This is a genomic window from Streptomyces sp. NPDC006365, from assembly GCF_042870755.1.
In the GTDB taxonomy this organism is placed as follows: domain Bacteria; phylum Actinomycetota; class Actinomycetes; order Streptomycetales; family Streptomycetaceae; genus Streptomyces; species Streptomyces xiangluensis.
Window position 1 is genome coordinate 15,808 of record NZ_JBIAHS010000001.1, and the last position, 15,020, is coordinate 30,827.

Annotated in this window: 14 protein-coding genes and 1 pseudogene; 8 read left to right on the forward strand and 7 right to left on the reverse strand. The window is 69.5% G+C overall.

Going from position 1 to position 15,020, the window contains the following annotated elements; translation table 11 throughout:
• The first annotated feature begins 566 nt into the window (after positions 1–566).
• Positions 567–2,087 carry a glutamate--cysteine ligase gene (locus ACFYO0_RS00085; protein ID WP_388668097.1) on the forward strand — a complete coding sequence of 507 codons (1,521 nt, stop codon included), beginning with the start codon at positions 567–569 and terminating at the stop codon, positions 2,085–2,087.
• Between the two features lie 42 nt (positions 2,088–2,129).
• Here ACFYO0_RS00085 and ACFYO0_RS00090 read toward each other — a convergent pair.
• Positions 2,130–2,394 (reverse strand): annotated as a pseudogene (locus tag ACFYO0_RS00090) (hypothetical protein); the annotation flags it as partial.
• A 357-nt stretch (positions 2,395–2,751) separates the two neighbouring features.
• Here ACFYO0_RS00090 and ACFYO0_RS00095 point away from each other — a divergent pair.
• Positions 2,752–3,552 carry a CPBP family intramembrane glutamic endopeptidase gene (locus ACFYO0_RS00095; RefSeq protein WP_388668099.1) on the forward strand — a complete coding sequence of 267 codons (801 nt, stop codon included), beginning with the start codon at positions 2,752–2,754 and terminating at the stop codon, positions 3,550–3,552.
• A 55-nt stretch (positions 3,553–3,607) separates the two neighbouring features.
• Here ACFYO0_RS00095 and ACFYO0_RS00100 read toward each other — a convergent pair whose 3' ends face one another.
• On the reverse strand, positions 3,608–4,417 hold the full coding sequence (locus ACFYO0_RS00100; protein WP_388668101.1) for a PhzF family phenazine biosynthesis protein: 810 nt from the start codon (positions 4,415–4,417) through the stop codon (positions 3,608–3,610).
• A gap of 248 nt (positions 4,418–4,665) precedes the next feature.
• Positions 4,666–5,574: a class I SAM-dependent methyltransferase gene (locus tag ACFYO0_RS00105; RefSeq protein WP_388668103.1), complete on the reverse strand. Its 909-nt coding sequence runs from the start codon at positions 5,572–5,574 to the stop codon at positions 4,666–4,668.
• A 240-nt stretch (positions 5,575–5,814) separates the two neighbouring features.
• Here ACFYO0_RS00105 and ACFYO0_RS00110 point away from each other — a divergent pair, with 240 nt between their 5' ends.
• Positions 5,815–6,438 carry a PadR family transcriptional regulator gene (locus ACFYO0_RS00110; protein ID WP_388668105.1) on the forward strand — a complete coding sequence of 208 codons (624 nt, stop codon included), beginning with the start codon at positions 5,815–5,817 and terminating at the stop codon, positions 6,436–6,438.
• 117 nt (positions 6,439–6,555) lie between these two features.
• Here the strand turns inward: ACFYO0_RS00110 and ACFYO0_RS00115 are convergent, their stop codons facing one another.
• Entirely contained in the window at positions 6,556–6,987 is a 432-nt protein-coding gene (locus ACFYO0_RS00115) for an SRPBCC family protein (protein ID WP_344390854.1), read from the reverse strand.
• 306 nt (positions 6,988–7,293) lie between these two features.
• Between ACFYO0_RS00115 and ACFYO0_RS00120 the strand changes: the two genes are divergently transcribed.
• From ACFYO0_RS00120 to ACFYO0_RS00130, 3 genes are all read left to right on the forward strand, one after another.
• A complete protein-coding gene (locus ACFYO0_RS00120; protein WP_388668108.1) occupies positions 7,294–7,827 on the forward strand; it encodes a Clp protease N-terminal domain-containing protein in 534 nt (177 codons plus the stop codon).
• Between the two features lie 167 nt (positions 7,828–7,994).
• Complete coding sequence (locus ACFYO0_RS00125; protein WP_388668110.1) at positions 7,995–9,005, forward strand: DMT family transporter; 1,011 nt, start codon at positions 7,995–7,997, stop codon at positions 9,003–9,005.
• Between the two features lie 195 nt (positions 9,006–9,200).
• On the forward strand, positions 9,201–10,178 hold the full coding sequence (locus ACFYO0_RS00130) for a DMT family transporter (RefSeq protein WP_388668112.1): 978 nt from the start codon (positions 9,201–9,203) through the stop codon (positions 10,176–10,178).
• On the opposite strand, the gene ACFYO0_RS00135 is transcribed toward ACFYO0_RS00130, so the two are convergent.
• On the reverse strand, positions 10,160–10,834 hold the full coding sequence (locus tag ACFYO0_RS00135) for a pyridoxamine 5'-phosphate oxidase family protein (RefSeq protein WP_388668114.1): 675 nt from the start codon (positions 10,832–10,834) through the stop codon (positions 10,160–10,162). The two genes, ACFYO0_RS00130 and ACFYO0_RS00135, sit on opposite strands and share 19 nt — an antisense overlap.
• 100 nt (positions 10,835–10,934) lie before the next feature.
• Here ACFYO0_RS00135 and ACFYO0_RS00140 point away from each other — a divergent pair, with 100 nt between their 5' ends.
• Positions 10,935–12,266, forward strand: a complete 1,332-nt coding sequence (locus ACFYO0_RS00140; protein ID WP_388668116.1) for an aminotransferase class I/II-fold pyridoxal phosphate-dependent enzyme — start codon at positions 10,935–10,937, stop codon at positions 12,264–12,266.
• Positions 12,267–12,275: 9 nt separating this feature from the next.
• Here the strand turns inward: ACFYO0_RS00140 and ACFYO0_RS00145 are convergent, their stop codons facing one another.
• Positions 12,276–13,271, reverse strand: a complete 996-nt coding sequence (locus ACFYO0_RS00145; protein ID WP_388668118.1) for a DMT family transporter — start codon at positions 13,269–13,271, stop codon at positions 12,276–12,278.
• A 74-nt stretch (positions 13,272–13,345) separates the two neighbouring features.
• Between ACFYO0_RS00145 and ACFYO0_RS00150 the strand changes: the two genes are divergently transcribed.
• The gene (locus ACFYO0_RS00150; protein ID WP_388668120.1) at positions 13,346–14,242 is read left to right on the forward strand and encodes a LysR family transcriptional regulator; all 897 of its coding nucleotides are present in this window, start codon (positions 13,346–13,348) and stop codon (positions 14,240–14,242) included.
• A gap of 246 nt (positions 14,243–14,488) precedes the next feature.
• On the opposite strand, the gene ACFYO0_RS00155 is transcribed toward ACFYO0_RS00150, so the two are convergent.
• Entirely contained in the window at positions 14,489–14,956 is a 468-nt protein-coding gene (locus ACFYO0_RS00155) for a pyridoxamine 5'-phosphate oxidase family protein (RefSeq protein ID WP_388668122.1), read from the reverse strand.
• Between the last annotated feature and the right edge of the window lie 64 nt (positions 14,957–15,020).

The following is a 15,020-nucleotide window of genomic DNA, read 5'->3' on the forward strand; positions in this document are numbered from 1 at the left end:
TGTGGGGCCACCGTGCTGCCTGTCGCGCGGCGTCTGGCGCGTACGCTCGCATCAAGGGTTCTTCTGTCGCTTTGCGATCGCACGCATCAGACGCTGCGCGGCTCACCTCGCGGTGAATGACGTCACTGTGACGACAGGTCCGGCGACCACGAGCGCCGACTCTCTGCCTCGTTCGAGAAGTTTATACGACACGTGTTCAGGCGGTGTTTCGTCTAGCAGTTGCGCAGATTAAGGGATAGGCACAATTCGGTCGTCGATAAGGGCCTTTGATCCCGATTCTCCATGAGTGCCCGGTGATGACCTCGGGATACCTCACCGAAACGGTCGGCCAAATGTCGTCGGCGTTTTTTACGAGACCGCAACTCGTCGCAGAAGAGGTCATCGCCCGGCCGAAAACCGTGCCCTGCCTCATGCCGCGTGAATGTGCCTGGAGATCCTGCGTCCAGGGTAGCGGCCGACAGGACTGTCCAGGACGTTATCGATCGCATTGCCTGGGCATCATCCCCCGTGACCCGGGACGTCAGCGGCCGGTTTGTCGGGCTGCCCAGTCGAGGAGGGACGCTTCGATGGGGGAGAAGGTCGAGGCAGCGTCGTTCGGCCTGTCCGATCGGCAGCGCTACCGAGGCAAGCTCCGGCAGTGCCTGGCGGGGCTTGAGCGGCTGTTGGCGGACGAGCGGTTCGACCGCCCGAAGAACCTTATGGGCCTGGAGATCGAGCTCAATCTCGCGGGGCCGGACGGTATGCCGCGCATGATGAACGCTCAAGTACTTGAACGTATCGCCAGCCGTGATTTCCAAACAGAACTCGCCATGTTCAACCTGGAAGTCAACATTGCCCCACATCGACTGGGGGGCCGCGTATTCGACCGCCTCGCCGAGGAGTTGCGCACCTCGCTCGCATATGCCGATCGCAAAGCGAACGAGGTCGACGCGGGCGTCGTGATGGTCGGCATTCTGCCCACGCTCGCACGCGACGACCTGGTCTCCGCGAACCTCTCCGACGTGGACCGCTACACCCTGCTCAACGACCAGATCGTGGCGGCCCGCGGCGAGGACTTCACACTTGAAATCGACGGCGTCGAGCGGCTCAGCTGCACGTCCGCGTCCATAGCGCCCGAAGCCGCCTGCACCTCCGTGCAGTTGCACCTTCAGGTCACGCCGGGCCGCTTCGCCGACGTGTGGAACGCGGCGCAGGCGATCGCCGCCGTGCAGGTCGCGGTCGGCGCCAACTCCCCGTTTCTGTTCGGCCGCGAGCTGTGGCGCGAGTCCCGGCCGCCGCTGTTCCTGCAGTCCACCGACACGCGTCCGCCCGAGTTGCAGGCCCAGGGGGTGCGTCCGCGCACCTGGTTCGGAGAGCGGTGGATCTCGTCGGCGTACGACCTCTTCGAGGAGAATCTGCGCTACTTCCCGGCGCTGCTGCCGATCTGCGACGACGAGGATCCGCAGCGCGTCCTGAACGACGGCGGCATCCCCCGGCTCGGCGAACTCGTGCTGCACAACGGCACCATCTACCGCTGGAACCGCCCGGTGTACGGCATCGACGACGGCGTTCCGCATCTGCGCGTCGAGAACCGCGTACTGCCCGCCGGTCCGACCGTCACCGACGTCATCGCCAACACGGCCTTCTACTACGGGCTCATACGCGCCCTCGCCGGGGACGCCCGGCCCGTATGGACGCGGCTGCCCTTCGAGGCCGCCGCCGCCAACTTCGACCACGCGTGCCGATATGGCATCGACGCACACCTTCAGTGGCCGCGGCGCGGCCGGTACGGCGGGACGACGCGGGTGCCCGCGGTGCAGCTGGTGCTGGACGAGCTGCTGCCGCTCGCGGAGGCGGGTCTGGACGCGTGGGGTGTCGAGCCGGCCGACCGGGAGTTCTACCTCGGGGTGATCGAGGAGCGGTGCAGAAGCCGGGTGAACGGAGCGTCCTGGCAAGCCAGTACATTCCACCGGGCGCTGGAGACCGGCGTGGACCGGGGGGCGGCGCTGGCCGCCATGACGAAACGTTATTGCGAGCTGATGCACCTCGGTGAGCCGGTACACACCTGGCCGGTGGGGTTGCCGGAGCCGGCGATCCCCCTGGGGTGACTCGCGATCCGACTCGGCGAGCCCGGGATCCCGCTGCGGCGATCAACTCCGGCTGCCCGCCCGCACGATGGCCTTGAGGATCAGCGAGTGGATCTCGGGCGGGTCGGTGACCAGATGGCCCGAGCCGCCCGTCGCCTTCGCGATCTGGTCGACCTCGTCCTGGTCGGCGTCCGGGCCCACGGCGATCGCGATCAGTGGCACTGGGGCGCTCCGGATCGGTGAGCCTCTGGAGCTCGGCGACGAGCTGGGCCCGCGAGATGCTGCCCGGGTCCTCGTTGACCCCGGCGGTCAGGCGCACGACGCTGTCCTGGCAGGTCGGCCGGAGGGGCAGCAGCCCGCCCTCGATTGCCGCCACGTGCCCCCGGCGAAGGAGGGAACGAGCGCGGTCGCGATCGCCACCTCGCGAGGTCGCGCGTGTGGACGGGGGTCGGCTGTGTTCCTCCCGCGCCGGTCAGGCAAGCTGTGACGTCCCATGCGGTGGTGCCCCTCCCTGCCTGAGCCGTGAGCCGTACGGCGGCCGTATGACGTGGCTTGACAGGGGGTGGTACGCCCCGTAGGGCGTCCGTCCCCCGACGACCTGTCGCGCACGATCTTCGTAACTTCTTTCGAGACCTTGGCGGGGCCAGGATGGGGATGAGACGGAATTACACAACTGGAGGCACGTGTGCAGGCGGAGGCGGGGTCGGTGGCCGATTCTTTTCCAGCGGAGCAGCCGGCGCGACGAATTTTTCGCGATGAGATGCTGCTCGTGCTGGGGGTGTCGCTCGGTGCGAGCGGGGTTTCCGCGCTGATCAGCTTTGTCGGGTCGGTGACGAAGCCCGGTGGCCTGAAGGATCAGGCGGCCAATCTGAACGCTTCGGCGGCACCGGGGCGTCCATGGCTCGATCTGGCCTGGCAGCTGTTCGGGATCACGTCGGCGTTGGTCCCGGTTTTGCTCGTCGCGCACCTGCTGCTCCGCGAGGGGGCGGCGTTGCGCACCATCGGCTTCGACCGCACCCGTCCGTGGCCGGATCTGGGCCGGGGTGCGGCGATCGCAGCGGTGATCGGCAGTACGGGGATCGCCTTCTATCTGGCGTCCCGTGGCCTCGGGTTCAACCTCACGGTGGTTCCGGAGTCGCTGCCCGACGTGTGGTGGAAGTACCCCGTGCTGATCCTCTCCGCGGTGCAGAACGCCGTCCTGGAGGAAGTGATCGTCGTCGGATATCTGCTGCGCCGGCTCGGGCAGTTGGGGTGGACGCCGGGCACCGCGCTGATGGCCAGCTCCGTACTGCGCGGCTCGTATCACCTGTATCAGGGCATCGGCGGGTTCATCGGGAACATGGTCATGGGGGTCGTCTTCGTCTACCTGTACCGCCGCTGGGGCCGCGTCGGACCGTTGGTGGTCGCCCACTCACTGCTCGACATCGGGGCGTTCGTGGGGTACGCGCTGCTGGCGGGCAAGGTGGGGTGGCTGCCCACTGCGTGAACATTACGGATCTGGAAGGGGCGTACGAGGATGTCGTACGCCCCTTCTGTGCTGTTCACGTGTGGAGTTCGCCATCGATGACGGTGACCGCGCGGCCCGTGAGCAGGGTGCGGTCGCCGTGGATGCGGGTGTGGACCAGGCCTGAGCGGGGGGATGCCTGGAGGCCGGTGAGGTCGGGGCGGCCGAGGCGCTCGGACCAGTAGGGGGCGAGCGCCGTGTGGGCGCTGCCGGTGACCGGGTCTTCGTCGATGCCTATCCTCGGGAAGAAGCAGCGCGAGACGAAGTCATGGCCTTGTGAAGGGTCTTCGGCGACGGCTGTGGCGATGAAGCCGCGCTCGGAGTGCCGGGCGAGGGCCTTGTGGTCGGCGGTGAGGCCCAGGACGGTCTTCTCGTCGGCCAGTTCGACCAGGAGGTCGCCGACGTTCGGGCCTGTGTCGTGCGCGGTGAGCGGCTCGGCGCCCAGGGCCTCGGCCAGGCCCGCCGGGACCTCGACCTGGGTGAGCGGTGCGGTCGGGAAGTCCAGTGTGATGGACCCGTCGTCGTTCGTGGTTGCGATGAGTACGCCGCTCCTGGTCGCGAACCGTACGGGCCCCTGGGTGGCGTCTGTGGTGGCCAGCACATGCGCGGTGGCGAGCGTCGCGTGGCCGCACATCGCGACCTCGGCGACGGGCGTGAACCAGCGCAGTGCCCAGTCGGCTTCGCCGCCTTCGGGTAGGGGGTGGGCGAACGCCGTCTCCGCGTGGTTGACCTCCAGGGCCACGTTCTGGAGCCAGGCGTCGTCGGGGAAGGCGTCGAGGAGGAGGACCCCGGCCGGGTTGCCGGCGAAGGGGCGGTTGGTGAAGGCGTCGACGATTCGAATCCGCATGACGCTGACGCTAAGCCGGGATTGCAGCGGCCGGCCAAGGCCAATTCGGGGTGAGTGGACCGGAGGTGGGCTGTTTCGGGGGCGGGGTGCGGACGTGAGTGTCCCGTCTCAAAGGATTTGGTCCCGATTCAGACCTGTGACCTGCGGGGACCAGTTCAGTTGAGACCCGGGGATGCTGGGAATCTCGGGTGATGTGGTCCTGGACCAGCGGATGCCGGACGCTGTCTCAGTGGATCTGGTCGGGTTGCTCAGCCCCTCGGGGTGCCTTCGAGTTGGAAGTGCCAGACGACCACGATCGGGGAATCGTCCAGGGCCGCGGCCGACGCTTCCGGGCACCAGTGCAACAGGTCCCAGGACATGTAGGTCGGGAGTGGATCCGGGGCGGTGTCGGAGTCGAGGAAGTGGCGCGGGCGGCGGGATTCCTCGCAGTGCCGGACCTGGAAGCCCAGTGGGAGGGCTGCGGCGAGGTAGGCGCTGAGCGGGCGGTGATATTCGGCGAGGAGGGACGGGCGGCCGTCCGGGCCGGGACGGCGGGCCAGGGTCGGACGGAGGTAGGACACCAGCAGGTGGGCATCCGAGATCACAAGGTTCCCGCCAGGGCGCAGGACACGCGCGAACTCGGCCAGCACGGGGACCAGGTCGGGGACGTGAGTCAGGGCGAGCGCGCAGACGACGGTGTCGACCGCGTTGTCGGGAAGCGGCAGCCGGTGCAGGTCGGCCTCGTGAAAGTCGACATCTGGCAGGCCCTTGCGGGCCTGGGCGAGCATTTCGGGCGAGGCGTCGACGCCGATCACATCGTGGCCGAGTTCATGCAGGTAGGTGGTGTGGCGGCCGGTCCCGCAGGCGGCGTCCAGCGCCGTGCCGGCGGGCAGGCTGTCCAGGATGCGCCGGACAACGGGCTGCTCGACGTCGATCATCTGGTTGCCGGGGGCGTCATAGTGCGGCGCCCACCCCTGGTAGACGTCGGCCGCGCTGATCGTGCCCGGACTCGCCGTGACCCCCTCGGCATGCGCGAGGGCGGGCGCATCCAGCAGGGTGCGGATCTCGGCGATCCGGGCCTCGACGAACGCCCGGTCGGCGCTCCCCTCCCTGATGCCGCGCAGCAAAGCAGCACCCTCGATGCCCAGCAGATATCCCAGAGGGCTCAGATAGGTCATCCCACGGACGGTACGGACTCGTGCTCCGACGGCTCCACCGGTTTTCCGGCGCTTCGAGCGGCCGTCATCGGTGGACCAGATCACCTGCGACCACCGGCGAATCAGGCTAGATCATCTGATACAGAGACAGATCATTAGAGACGGGACAGTGAGCGCTGCCAGGAGGGGCTTGTCGGGCGAGCTATTCCGATATATCGTTGACGCATCGCGACCGATCAATGATGGAATGGAGTGATTGCGATGCGTTCCCATGGAGAGGAATTCGGACCGGGCTTTGGGCCTGGTCCTGGACGTGGACACGGCGGACCCGGCCCGCATGGCCGGGGAGGCTTCGAAGGGCGCCGAGGTGCCTTCGGTCCCTTTGGGCCGGGCTTCGGTCCGGGGCCCTGGGGCGGCCGCGGCGGACGCGGCGGACCGCGGGGCAGGGCGCGGCGCGGCGACGTACGCGCGTCGATCCTGGCTCTGCTGAAGGACCGGCCCATGCACGGTTACGAGATGATCCAGGAGATCGCCGAGCGCAGCGGCGGGGCGTGGAAGCCCAGCCCCGGCTCGGTGTACCCCACCCTCCAACTGCTGGAGGACGAAGGCCTGATCGCCAGCGCGACCGAGGGCGGAAAGAAGCTGTTCTCGCTCACCGAGGCGGGCCGCACCGCGGCAGGCGAGGGCCCTGAGGCTCCCTGGGAAGAGGCCGGGCGCGGGGTCGACTGGGAGGCGCTGAGCGACATCCGGCAGGCCGGTTTCGGTCTGATGGAGGCGTTCGGCCAGGTCTGGAAGACCGGCAGCAAGGAGCAGCGCGAGAAGGCGTTGTCCGTCATCAACGAAGCCCGGAAGAAGCTGTATCTGATCCTCGCCGACGAGGACTGACGGGATGAGGGCCGGTGTTCACGGTCCGATGGCCCGCACAGGGGGGTACTTCGACAGCGAAGTACCCCCCTTTGGGTATGGGGTGGCCAGCTCTGTGGCGACTTGGTCCTCGGTGTTCTAGGTGACCAACCCGCCCAGTTTGCGCAGCGATTCGTTGAGGGCCGCCGTTGCCGAGTCCTTGAGCTTGCCCGCCATCAGTGAGACGGCGGCGCCCGTGAACTCCCCGTCGATACGTACCTGAGTGGCGGCCTCGCCCTCCGGTGTGAGTGTGTAGCGCGTCGCGACCGTCACGGACATCGGTCCCTTGCCGCGGATGGCCAGCGTGCGGGCGGGCTCCAACTGCTCGATGGTCCAGTCGACTTCAGCGGGGAAACCCATCAGCTTCATGTGCTCCTCGAAGGTGCCGCCGACTTCGAGGGTCTGAGGGCCGCCCTTGGGGAAGCTGGTGTGCGTGGAGTTCCACTCCCCGTAGGAGGAGAAGTCCGTGAGCTGCGCCCAGACCTTCTCGGCCGGCGCCTCGATCCGTGCTTCCGCGCTGACTTCGGCCATGCGACCACCCCTTCGTGTCAGGCGCTGCGCCCGGCGCAGCTACGGTGTCGCGGAACGTAGCCGGAGGGCCCGCAACATTCAATACTGATGAACCGTCAGAAAATTGGGGATCCCTGTGAGCGTGCGCCGGGGCAGGGTGGTTGCGCTTGCTGCGCGAGGCAAGGTGGCGCGCGCTCAGTCAGGGACAAGGGTGTGATGTCATCCGTAAGGAGGAGAATCCGCCTACGTCTGCCCAACTTGTGTCGGACGCGAGAATGCTTCCCGCCGGGGATGACTCGGCTCGAAGGGGCTGATGGGGTAAGGGGTGTGCAACCGCGTATCCCCCGGCAGCAGGCCACCGATCGTGGCCTGAACCGTATGGACATCGAGGCCGGGCTCAGTGAGGAGCTTGCGGCGGTGGTCGCCGGTGCGCGCAGAAGGGCGCTGCGGGACGGGGACCGGCAGATCGACACGGCCCATCTGCTGCATACGCTCCTGGAGTCCGACCCGGAGGTGCGTGCGGTCGTCGACGACGGGCCTCGGATCGCGCGGCTGCTCGGCTATCTCGTGCAGCGCAGCATCGGCTACGGCCTGCGCTGGCAGAGCGGCGTGGAGGACGCCGGTGCCGTGCCGACCGTACGCGAGGACGGCTGGTCCCCCGTTGCGGCCGGCGCCATGGAGTACGCGTGCGCGCTCGCCGCGCGACGAGGCGGCGAACCGGCGGACGGGATCGACCTGCTCGCGGCGATCGTCGCGGATCCCGAGTCCCGGGCCGTGCTGGTGCTTGAGCGGGCGGGAGTCGACGTGGCGACGCTACGGGCCCGTCTTGACGCCGCGGTGGAGCCCGGCGTCGAAGCCTGAGCGGCCGCGAGCCTGAGCCTGAGCTGTCACGGCTGACACTTCCCAGTTGTGCTGTCGGCGGTTTCCAGGGGTACGTCCGCAGTCGTGCGCAGTCTTGCCCGCCCAGCCGTCCAACCGCTGAGACAGGTGTCATTGGGGATGACGCTCCTGTCATCGCCTGTCATCATGTGCCGATGCGTACATCTGAGAGCAGTCACGGCAACCGGCAAAGGGGCGTCGGGCTGGGCCTCGCGCTGGTGTCTGCGGTCGCCTTCGGGGGATCCGGTGTCGCGGCCAAACCCTTGATCGACGCGGGCCTCGACCCGCTCCATGTGGTGTGGCTGCGCGTCGCGGGCGCCGCCGTGGTGATGCTGCCGCTCGCCGTACGTCACCGGGGACTGCTGCGCGAGCGCCCCGCGCTGCTCGCCGGGTTCGGGCTGCTCGCTGTGGCCGGCGTCCAGGCCTGCTACTTCGCGGCGATCTCCCGGATCCCCGTCGGGGTCGCGCTGCTCGTCGAGTACCTCGCGCCGGCGCTGGTTCTCGGCTGGGTGCGGTTCGTGCAGCGGCGGCCGGTGACCCGTGCCGCCGCCCTCGGAGTCGTACTCGCCGTCGGCGGGCTCGCCTGTGTCGTCGAGGTGTGGTCGGGGCTGAGCTTCGACCTCCTCGGACTGCTGCTCGCGCTCGGCGCGGCCTGCTGCCAGGTCGGCTACTTCGTCCTGTCCGACCAGGGCGGCGACGCGGGCGACCAGGCCCCGGACCCGCTGGGCGTCATCGCGTACGGCCTGCTCGTCGGCGCGATCGTGCTGACGCTTGTCGCGCGCCCGTGGGGTATGGACTGGTCGGTCCTCGGCGGCGGCGCGAACATGAATGGCACGACGGTCGCCGCCGGGTACCTGCTGGTCTGGATCGTGCTCATCGCCACCGTCCTCGCGTACGTCACCGGCGTGCTGGCCGTGCGCCGGCTCTCCCCGCAGGTCGCGGGCGTCGTGGCCTGCCTCGAAGCGGTCATCGCGACCGTCCTCGCCTGGATCCTCCTTGGCGAACACCTCTCCGCGCCGCAGCTAGTGGGCGGCGCGATGGTGCTGCTCGGCGCGTTCATCGCGCAGTCGTCGACGCCGGCCAAGGGCTCGGAGGGGCCGGTGGCCAGTGCCGGGGGCGACACCGATAAGCAGTTGTCGGCGCGGGGCAGCGCCGCCTAGGCTGCCGATCATGCATTCGGACGTACTCGTTCTTCCTCCCCCCGCCGCCTGAGGCGGGCCCTCCGGAATCCACGCCCGACCGCCGGTCGGGCGGAACGGTGCTGCTCGCAGACGAAGTCCGAGGACCTTCCACGCGCCGCTGTGCTCTGCGCGTGACGTGGTCCTTTCCGAACTGCGTATCTGCGGAGAGAACACGTGTCGAATGCTGCTTCCGGCCTGCCCATCGGGCGAGGCCTCCTCTATCTGACCGTCGCCGGCGCCGCTTGGGGCACCGCGGGCGCGGCCGCCTCGCTCGTCTACCGGGCGAGCGACATGGGCCCCATCGCCCTGTCGTTCTGGCGCTGCGCGGGCGGACTCCTCCTGCTCCTCGCCGCCCGGCTGCTGCGGCCCCGGCCGCGTCGCACCGCGCGGCCGCGCCTTCGTCCGCGTACGACCCTGCTGCGGATCGGGATCACCGGTCTCGGTCTTGCCGCCTTCCAGACCGCTTACTTCGCCGCCGTCGAGGCGACCGGACTCGCCTTGGCCACCGTCGTCACCCTCGGCGCCGGTCCTGTGCTCATCGCGCTCGGGGCGCGGCTGACCATGGGCGAGCGGCTCGGGCGGGGCGGCACCGCCGCCGTCATCGGGGCGCTCGCCGGGCTCGCGGTGCTGGTGCTGGGCGGCGAAGATGCGACGGTACGGCCCTGGGGGGTCGCGCTCGCGCTCGCGTCCGCCGCCGGGTACTCCGTGATGACGCTGCTGACCCGGTGGTGGGGGCGTGACGGCGGGGCCGACGCGTCCTCCACCACCGTGGGCGCGTTCGGCGTCACGACTCTGTGTCTGCTGCCCTTCGGCCTGACCGAGGGCCTGGTGCCGCACACCGCCGAACCCGCCCTGGTTATGGCCCTGTTGGCGTATGTCGCCGCCATCCCGACCGCCCTCGCGTACGCCCTGTACTTCGCGGGGGCCGCCGTCGTCCGATCGGCCACCGTCTCCGTGATCATGCTCCTGGAGCCGGTGAGCGCGGCGGTACTGGCCGTGGGGCTGCTCGGCGAGCGGCTCACCGCGGCGACGCTCGTGGGTACGTTGCTGATGCTCGGCTCGGTCGCGGGACTCGCGGTCGCGGAGGCGCGAGACGGCGCGGAGCGTATGCGGGAGGCGCCCGAGGAGGAGCCTCAGGGCGTCGTCAGGTAGTCGGGCAGTTCGACGCCGGGGGCCAGGTCGTCGGCCGGGACGGGGGTGCCGTATCCCTTGTGGAGCGGCACCACTCCGGTCCAGTGCGGCAGCCCCAGGTCCTCGGGCTCGTCATTGGGGCCGCCCGTACGGAGCTTGGCCGAGACCTCGCCCAGGTCGAGTCGGAGTACGGCGGTGGCTGCCAGCTCCTTGTCGTTGGCGGGTCGGGAGTCCTGCGAGCGGCCCGGCACCACCTGGTCCACGAGGGCGTCGAGGGCTTCGCGCTTCTCGTCGGGGTCCGTCACCTGGTGGGCGATGCCGTGCACCACCGCTGAGCGGTAGTTGAGCGAGTGGTGGAAGGCCGAACGGGCCAGCACCAGACCGTCGACGTGCGTGACGGTGAGGCAGACCGCGAGCCCCGGCTCGGCCTGGCCCGCCATCCGCAGCGGACGCGAACCTGTCGAGCCGTGCACATAGAGCCGCTCACCGATCCGGCCGTACAGCGTGGGCAGCACGACCGGCGCTCCGTCGCGGACGAAGCCCAGATGGCAGACGTACCCCTCGTCGAGTATCGAGTGCACCGTCTCATGGTCGTACGCGGCACGCTTGCGGGAGCGGGTGGGGACGGTGCGGTCGGTCGGGGTGTAGGCGGCGGGCCGCGGGGTCGTCTGCGTCATCGGGGTCTCCAGCTCTCCGTGTTGTTCCGTGTGCTCGGTCGTCTGCGTGCTCGTCGCGCACACTTGCTCGAATGTATTGCACTAGTGCATAATGCATTTTGTGCTAGGAGAGTATCGGATCGAGGGAAGGCGCGCAGCCGAGATTGCGGCCAGCGTCGAGCGCGCGGTGGGCACGGGAGGCCTTGAGCCCGGTCAACTGCTTCCGCCCATGCGGGAGTTGGCGGCCGATCTTGGCGTGAATCCCAATACCGTCGCGGCCGCGTATCGCACGCTGCGGGAGCGGGGGGTCATCGAGACCGCGGGCCGGCGAGGCAGCCGCGTACGCCCCAAGCCGGTCACGACGGCCCGTGAGCTCTCGCGCCTGGAGGTGCCGCCCGGGGTACGGAACCTGTCCGACGGAAATCCGGATCCCGCCCTGCTGCCCGCGCTCACCGAGGCGTTTGCGGCGGCAGCGGCGCACGCTGACCGTGAGCCGGAGCTCTACGGAGAGGCCGCCGTGGAACCGGAGTTGGCGCGGCTCGCGCGTGTGGACCTGGACGCGGACGGGGTGCCTGAGGGGCCCGTCACCGTCACCTCCGGAGCGCTCGACGCCATCGAGCGCGTGCTGGCCGCCCACCTCAGGCCCGGGGACGCGGTCGCCGTCGAGGATCCCGGCTGGCGCAGCGTCCTCGACCTGGCCCCGGCGCTCGGGCTGCGTACGCTCCCGGTCGGTGTCGACGACGAAGGGCCGCTGCCCGACGACGTACGGGGCGCGCTGCGCTCGGGTGCCCGTGCGCTGATCGTGACCGACCGCGCGCAGAACCCGACCGGCGCCGCTGTGAGCGCTACGCGCGCGCGTGCCCTGCGTTCCGTGATCGAGGAGCACCCTCAGACCCTGCTCATCGAGGACGACCACGGCCATCGCATCGTCGACCTGCCCCTGCACCCGCTGGCCGGAGTCACCCATCACTGGGCCTTCGTGCGCTCGGCTGCCAAGGCTTACGGTCCCGACCTGCGGCTCGCCGTGTTCACCGGCGATCCTGTCACCGCCGACCGCGTCCAGGGGCGGCAGCGGCTGGGCCCGGGGTGGGTGAGCCATCTGCTGCAACGGGCCGTCGTGCGGCTGTGGGCGAGCGGTGCGGTGGACGTACGGGAGGTGGCGGCGGCGTACGGGCGGCGGCGGGACGCGCTGATCGCCGCGCTCGCGGAGCGCGGCATCGAGGCGTACGGACGCAGCGGGATGAACGTGTGGGTACCCGTGCCGGACGAGACCGGGCCCGTCGCACGGCTGCTGCACTCCGGCTGGGCCGTCGCGCCGGGCGCCGGCTTCCGGGTGAGCTCGCCGCCCGGCCTGCGGATCACCGTCTCGACGCTCGCCGCGCACGACATCGGGCCGTTGGCGGACGCGGTCGCCTCCGCCATCGACCCGGCGCCTGCGCGCCGTTACGTCTGAACCCGCCCCCTACGCTTTCGACTTGGGCCTGGACTGCGTGAGTGCCGCGCCCGCCAGCACGATGGCCGCGCCCACCGGTGTCGACCAGGTCAGCGACTCGCCGAGGATCGCGACGCCCGCGGCCGTGGCGATGACCGGGATGAAGTACGTGACCATCTGAGCCGTCGTCGGGCCGACCTCGGCGACCAGGCCGTACTGGACCAGCATGGCGACGCCCGTGCCCAGCGCGCCCAGTGCGACGATCGCGAGCAGAGGCAGGACCGTGAACCGGTTCGGCAAGGTGGTGAACAGCGGCGTGACCACGGCCAGTTGGGCTGTCGCCAGCAGCAATTGGGCGCCGGTCAGCGAGAGGTTGGAGTAGCTGGAGCCGGCCAGCGTGCGCCTGAGGTAGATCCAGCCGATCGGGTAGCTGAGCGAGGCCAGCAGGGCCAGCGCCGTGCCCGTGGCGTCGAGACCGTGGAAGCCCTGCCAGGCACCGAGCACCGTGAGCACGCCGAGGAAGCCGATGCCGAGACCGGCGACCCGGTGGCGCGTGGGCCGGTCCTCGGAGAGGGCGACCAGCGACAGGGCCATGCCCCACAGGGGCGAGGTCGCGTTGCATATCCCCGCGAGCGTGGACGGGATCGTCAGCTCGGCGTACGCGAACAGGGAGAAGGGGAGTGCGTTGAGGAAGAACGCCACGACTGCCAGATGCGCCCAGGTACGCGTCCCGCGCGGCAGCCGCTCCCGCTTCCAGGCCAGCGCGGTCGCGAGCACCAGGGTGCCGAACACCAACCGTCCGAGCGTCACTTGGAAGGGTGCGTACCCTTCCGTGCCGACCTTGATCAGCAGGAAGCTGAAGCCCCAGATGAGGGAGAGGAAGCCGAAGCGGACGCGCCAGTCGAGGGCTCGGCGGGGCTGCGGTGCGGCGGTGCCTGGTGGAGTTGTGGGGCTGTGGGTGGGGGTTCGGGCGCGGGTGGGAGAAAGGGTTCCGGGGTGCGGGCGACTTGGGGTGGCGGCGCTCATGTCGACCACGATGGCCGGGGCTATCTCGTAGTACAAGCGAGACTTTTTTCGCGGTACCTCGTAGTATCGCTTACGTGTTGAATCTGGAGCGCTTGCGTACTCTTGACGCCCTTGCGCGGCATGGCTCGGTCAGCCGTGCGGCCGAGGGGCTGCATGTCACTACCTCGGCCGTGTCCCAGCAGATGGCCAAGCTGGAGCGGGAGGTGGGGCAGCGGCTCGTCGCCAAGAACGGGCGGGGGGTGCGGCTCACTGACGCGGGGCGGTTGCTCGCCGATCATGCCGCGCGGATTCTGTCCCAGGTCGAGCTTGCGCAGTCCGATCTGGAGGCGCAGCGGGGGCAGGTGGTGGGGGAGTTGCGGCTTTGCGCGTTCCCGACGGCCGCGCGTGGGCTGTTTCCTGCGGCGCTTGCCTCGCTGCGGGCCGAGCATCCTGGACTGCGGGTTCGGACGTGGGAGTTGGAGCCTGAAGAAGGCGTTTTCGCCGTGGTTCGGGGCGATGTCGACATGGCGGTCGTGCTCGACTGGTACAACAAGCCGTTGCCTGTGCCGGAGGGGCTGGTCAAGGCCTCGCTTCTTGACGATGCCGCCGATGTGGCGATGCCTGCCGGGCATCCGCTTGCCGGGCGGGACGAGGTGGAGCTGGAGGAGTTCGCCGACGACGAGTGGATCGCCTGGCCCGAGGGGGAGTTCTGCCACGAGTGGCTGTTCTTCACGCTTCGCGCCAAGGGGATCGAGCCTGCTGTCGCGCATCGTGCGGAGGAGCACCAAACGCAGCTTGCGTTGGTTGCTGCGGGGCTTGGCGTGTGTGTTGCGCCGCGCCTTGGGCGGGGGGCGGTGCCGGATGGTGTGCGTACGGTGCCGGTTCGTCAGCGCGTCACCCGGCATGTGTATGCGGTGTGGCGTGCCGATGGGGATCGGCGGCCGTCTGTTCGGGCGGCGGCGGAGGCGTTGCGGGTGGCCGGGGGTTCGTAGGGGGTTGCTTTCCCCGAGCCCGCCCTTTCCCGGAACTGGGGGGGACTGCGCCCCAAGGCCCCCGCAAGCGGGGTTTTGTGTCGGGTGCGGATTTGTTGTGGCTGGTCGCTCCCCACTCTCGGCTTCTCTCCCACTCTCGGCTCCGCTCGAGCGAGGGAACCCCATGAGAGGGGGGAGACCCCACCGCGGCGGAGTCGCGCCTTGATGCAGCCCGCGCCCCTGAGGGGGCGACCGGAACCCCTGTCGTCAAAGCGCGGCCAGCTTGCGGAAGTCCCATGACTTGACCGACTCCGGGGTCAGGCGGAGCCATGCGTGTCTGCCGTCGTGGGGCATCTCGTCGAGGGTGAAGTTCTTTCGTGCGAACAAGCGCTCCACGGCGTCGAGTTCGGGATGCGGCTCGCCAGTGCGCGGTGCCTCGCCCACGAACTCGACGGTGCCCGTCAGCTCCACGCCCCGCAGCTCCCCGTACTCGTCGCCCGCGTCTACGACCACCGCGATGCGGGGGTCCCTCCGCAGGTCGGACCAGCGTTTGCTGCGGGTGATCGAGTACAGCCAGAGAGAGGCGCCGTCCCAGGCGAACCAGAGGGCGCTGAGGTGGGGGGCGCCGTCTGCCGAGACGGTTGCTACTCGGCAGGTGCGTTGGGTGGTCAGGAACTCGTCCAGTTCTTCGGGGGTCATCATGATCTTTCGGCCCCGGCGTTGCGTGGTGGTCATGTGGGTCCCTCTTTCTGACTGGGCGTCAGGAAATCATGCTGCGTCTTCCGCCCTCACGCAATGG

Excerpts from the sequence above, each read along its gene's own strand:
- ACFYO0_RS00115 (WP_344390854.1), bottom strand. The coding sequence starts at position 6,987 with ATGGCCGAAGTCAGCGCGGAAGCACGGATCGAGGCGCCGGCCGAGAAG.
- ACFYO0_RS00105 (WP_388668103.1), bottom strand. The coding sequence starts at position 5,574 with ATGACCTATCTGAGCCCTCTGGGATATCTGCTGGGCATCGAGGGTGCT.
- ACFYO0_RS00145 (WP_388668118.1), bottom strand. The coding sequence starts at position 13,271 with ATGAGCGCCGCCACCCCAAGTCGCCCGCACCCCGGAACCCTTTCTCCC.
- ACFYO0_RS00155 (WP_388668122.1), bottom strand. The coding sequence starts at position 14,956 with ATGACCACCACGCAACGCCGGGGCCGAAAGATCATGATGACCCCCGAA.
- ACFYO0_RS00110 (WP_388668105.1), top strand. The coding sequence starts at position 5,815 with ATGCGTTCCCATGGAGAGGAATTCGGACCGGGCTTTGGGCCTGGTCCT.
- ACFYO0_RS00100 (WP_388668101.1), bottom strand. The coding sequence starts at position 4,417 with ATGCGGATTCGAATCGTCGACGCCTTCACCAACCGCCCCTTCGCCGGC.
- ACFYO0_RS00135 (WP_388668114.1), bottom strand. The coding sequence starts at position 10,834 with ATGACGCAGACGACCCCGCGGCCCGCCGCCTACACCCCGACCGACCGC.
- ACFYO0_RS00085 (WP_388668097.1), top strand. The coding sequence starts at position 567 with ATGGGGGAGAAGGTCGAGGCAGCGTCGTTCGGCCTGTCCGATCGGCAG.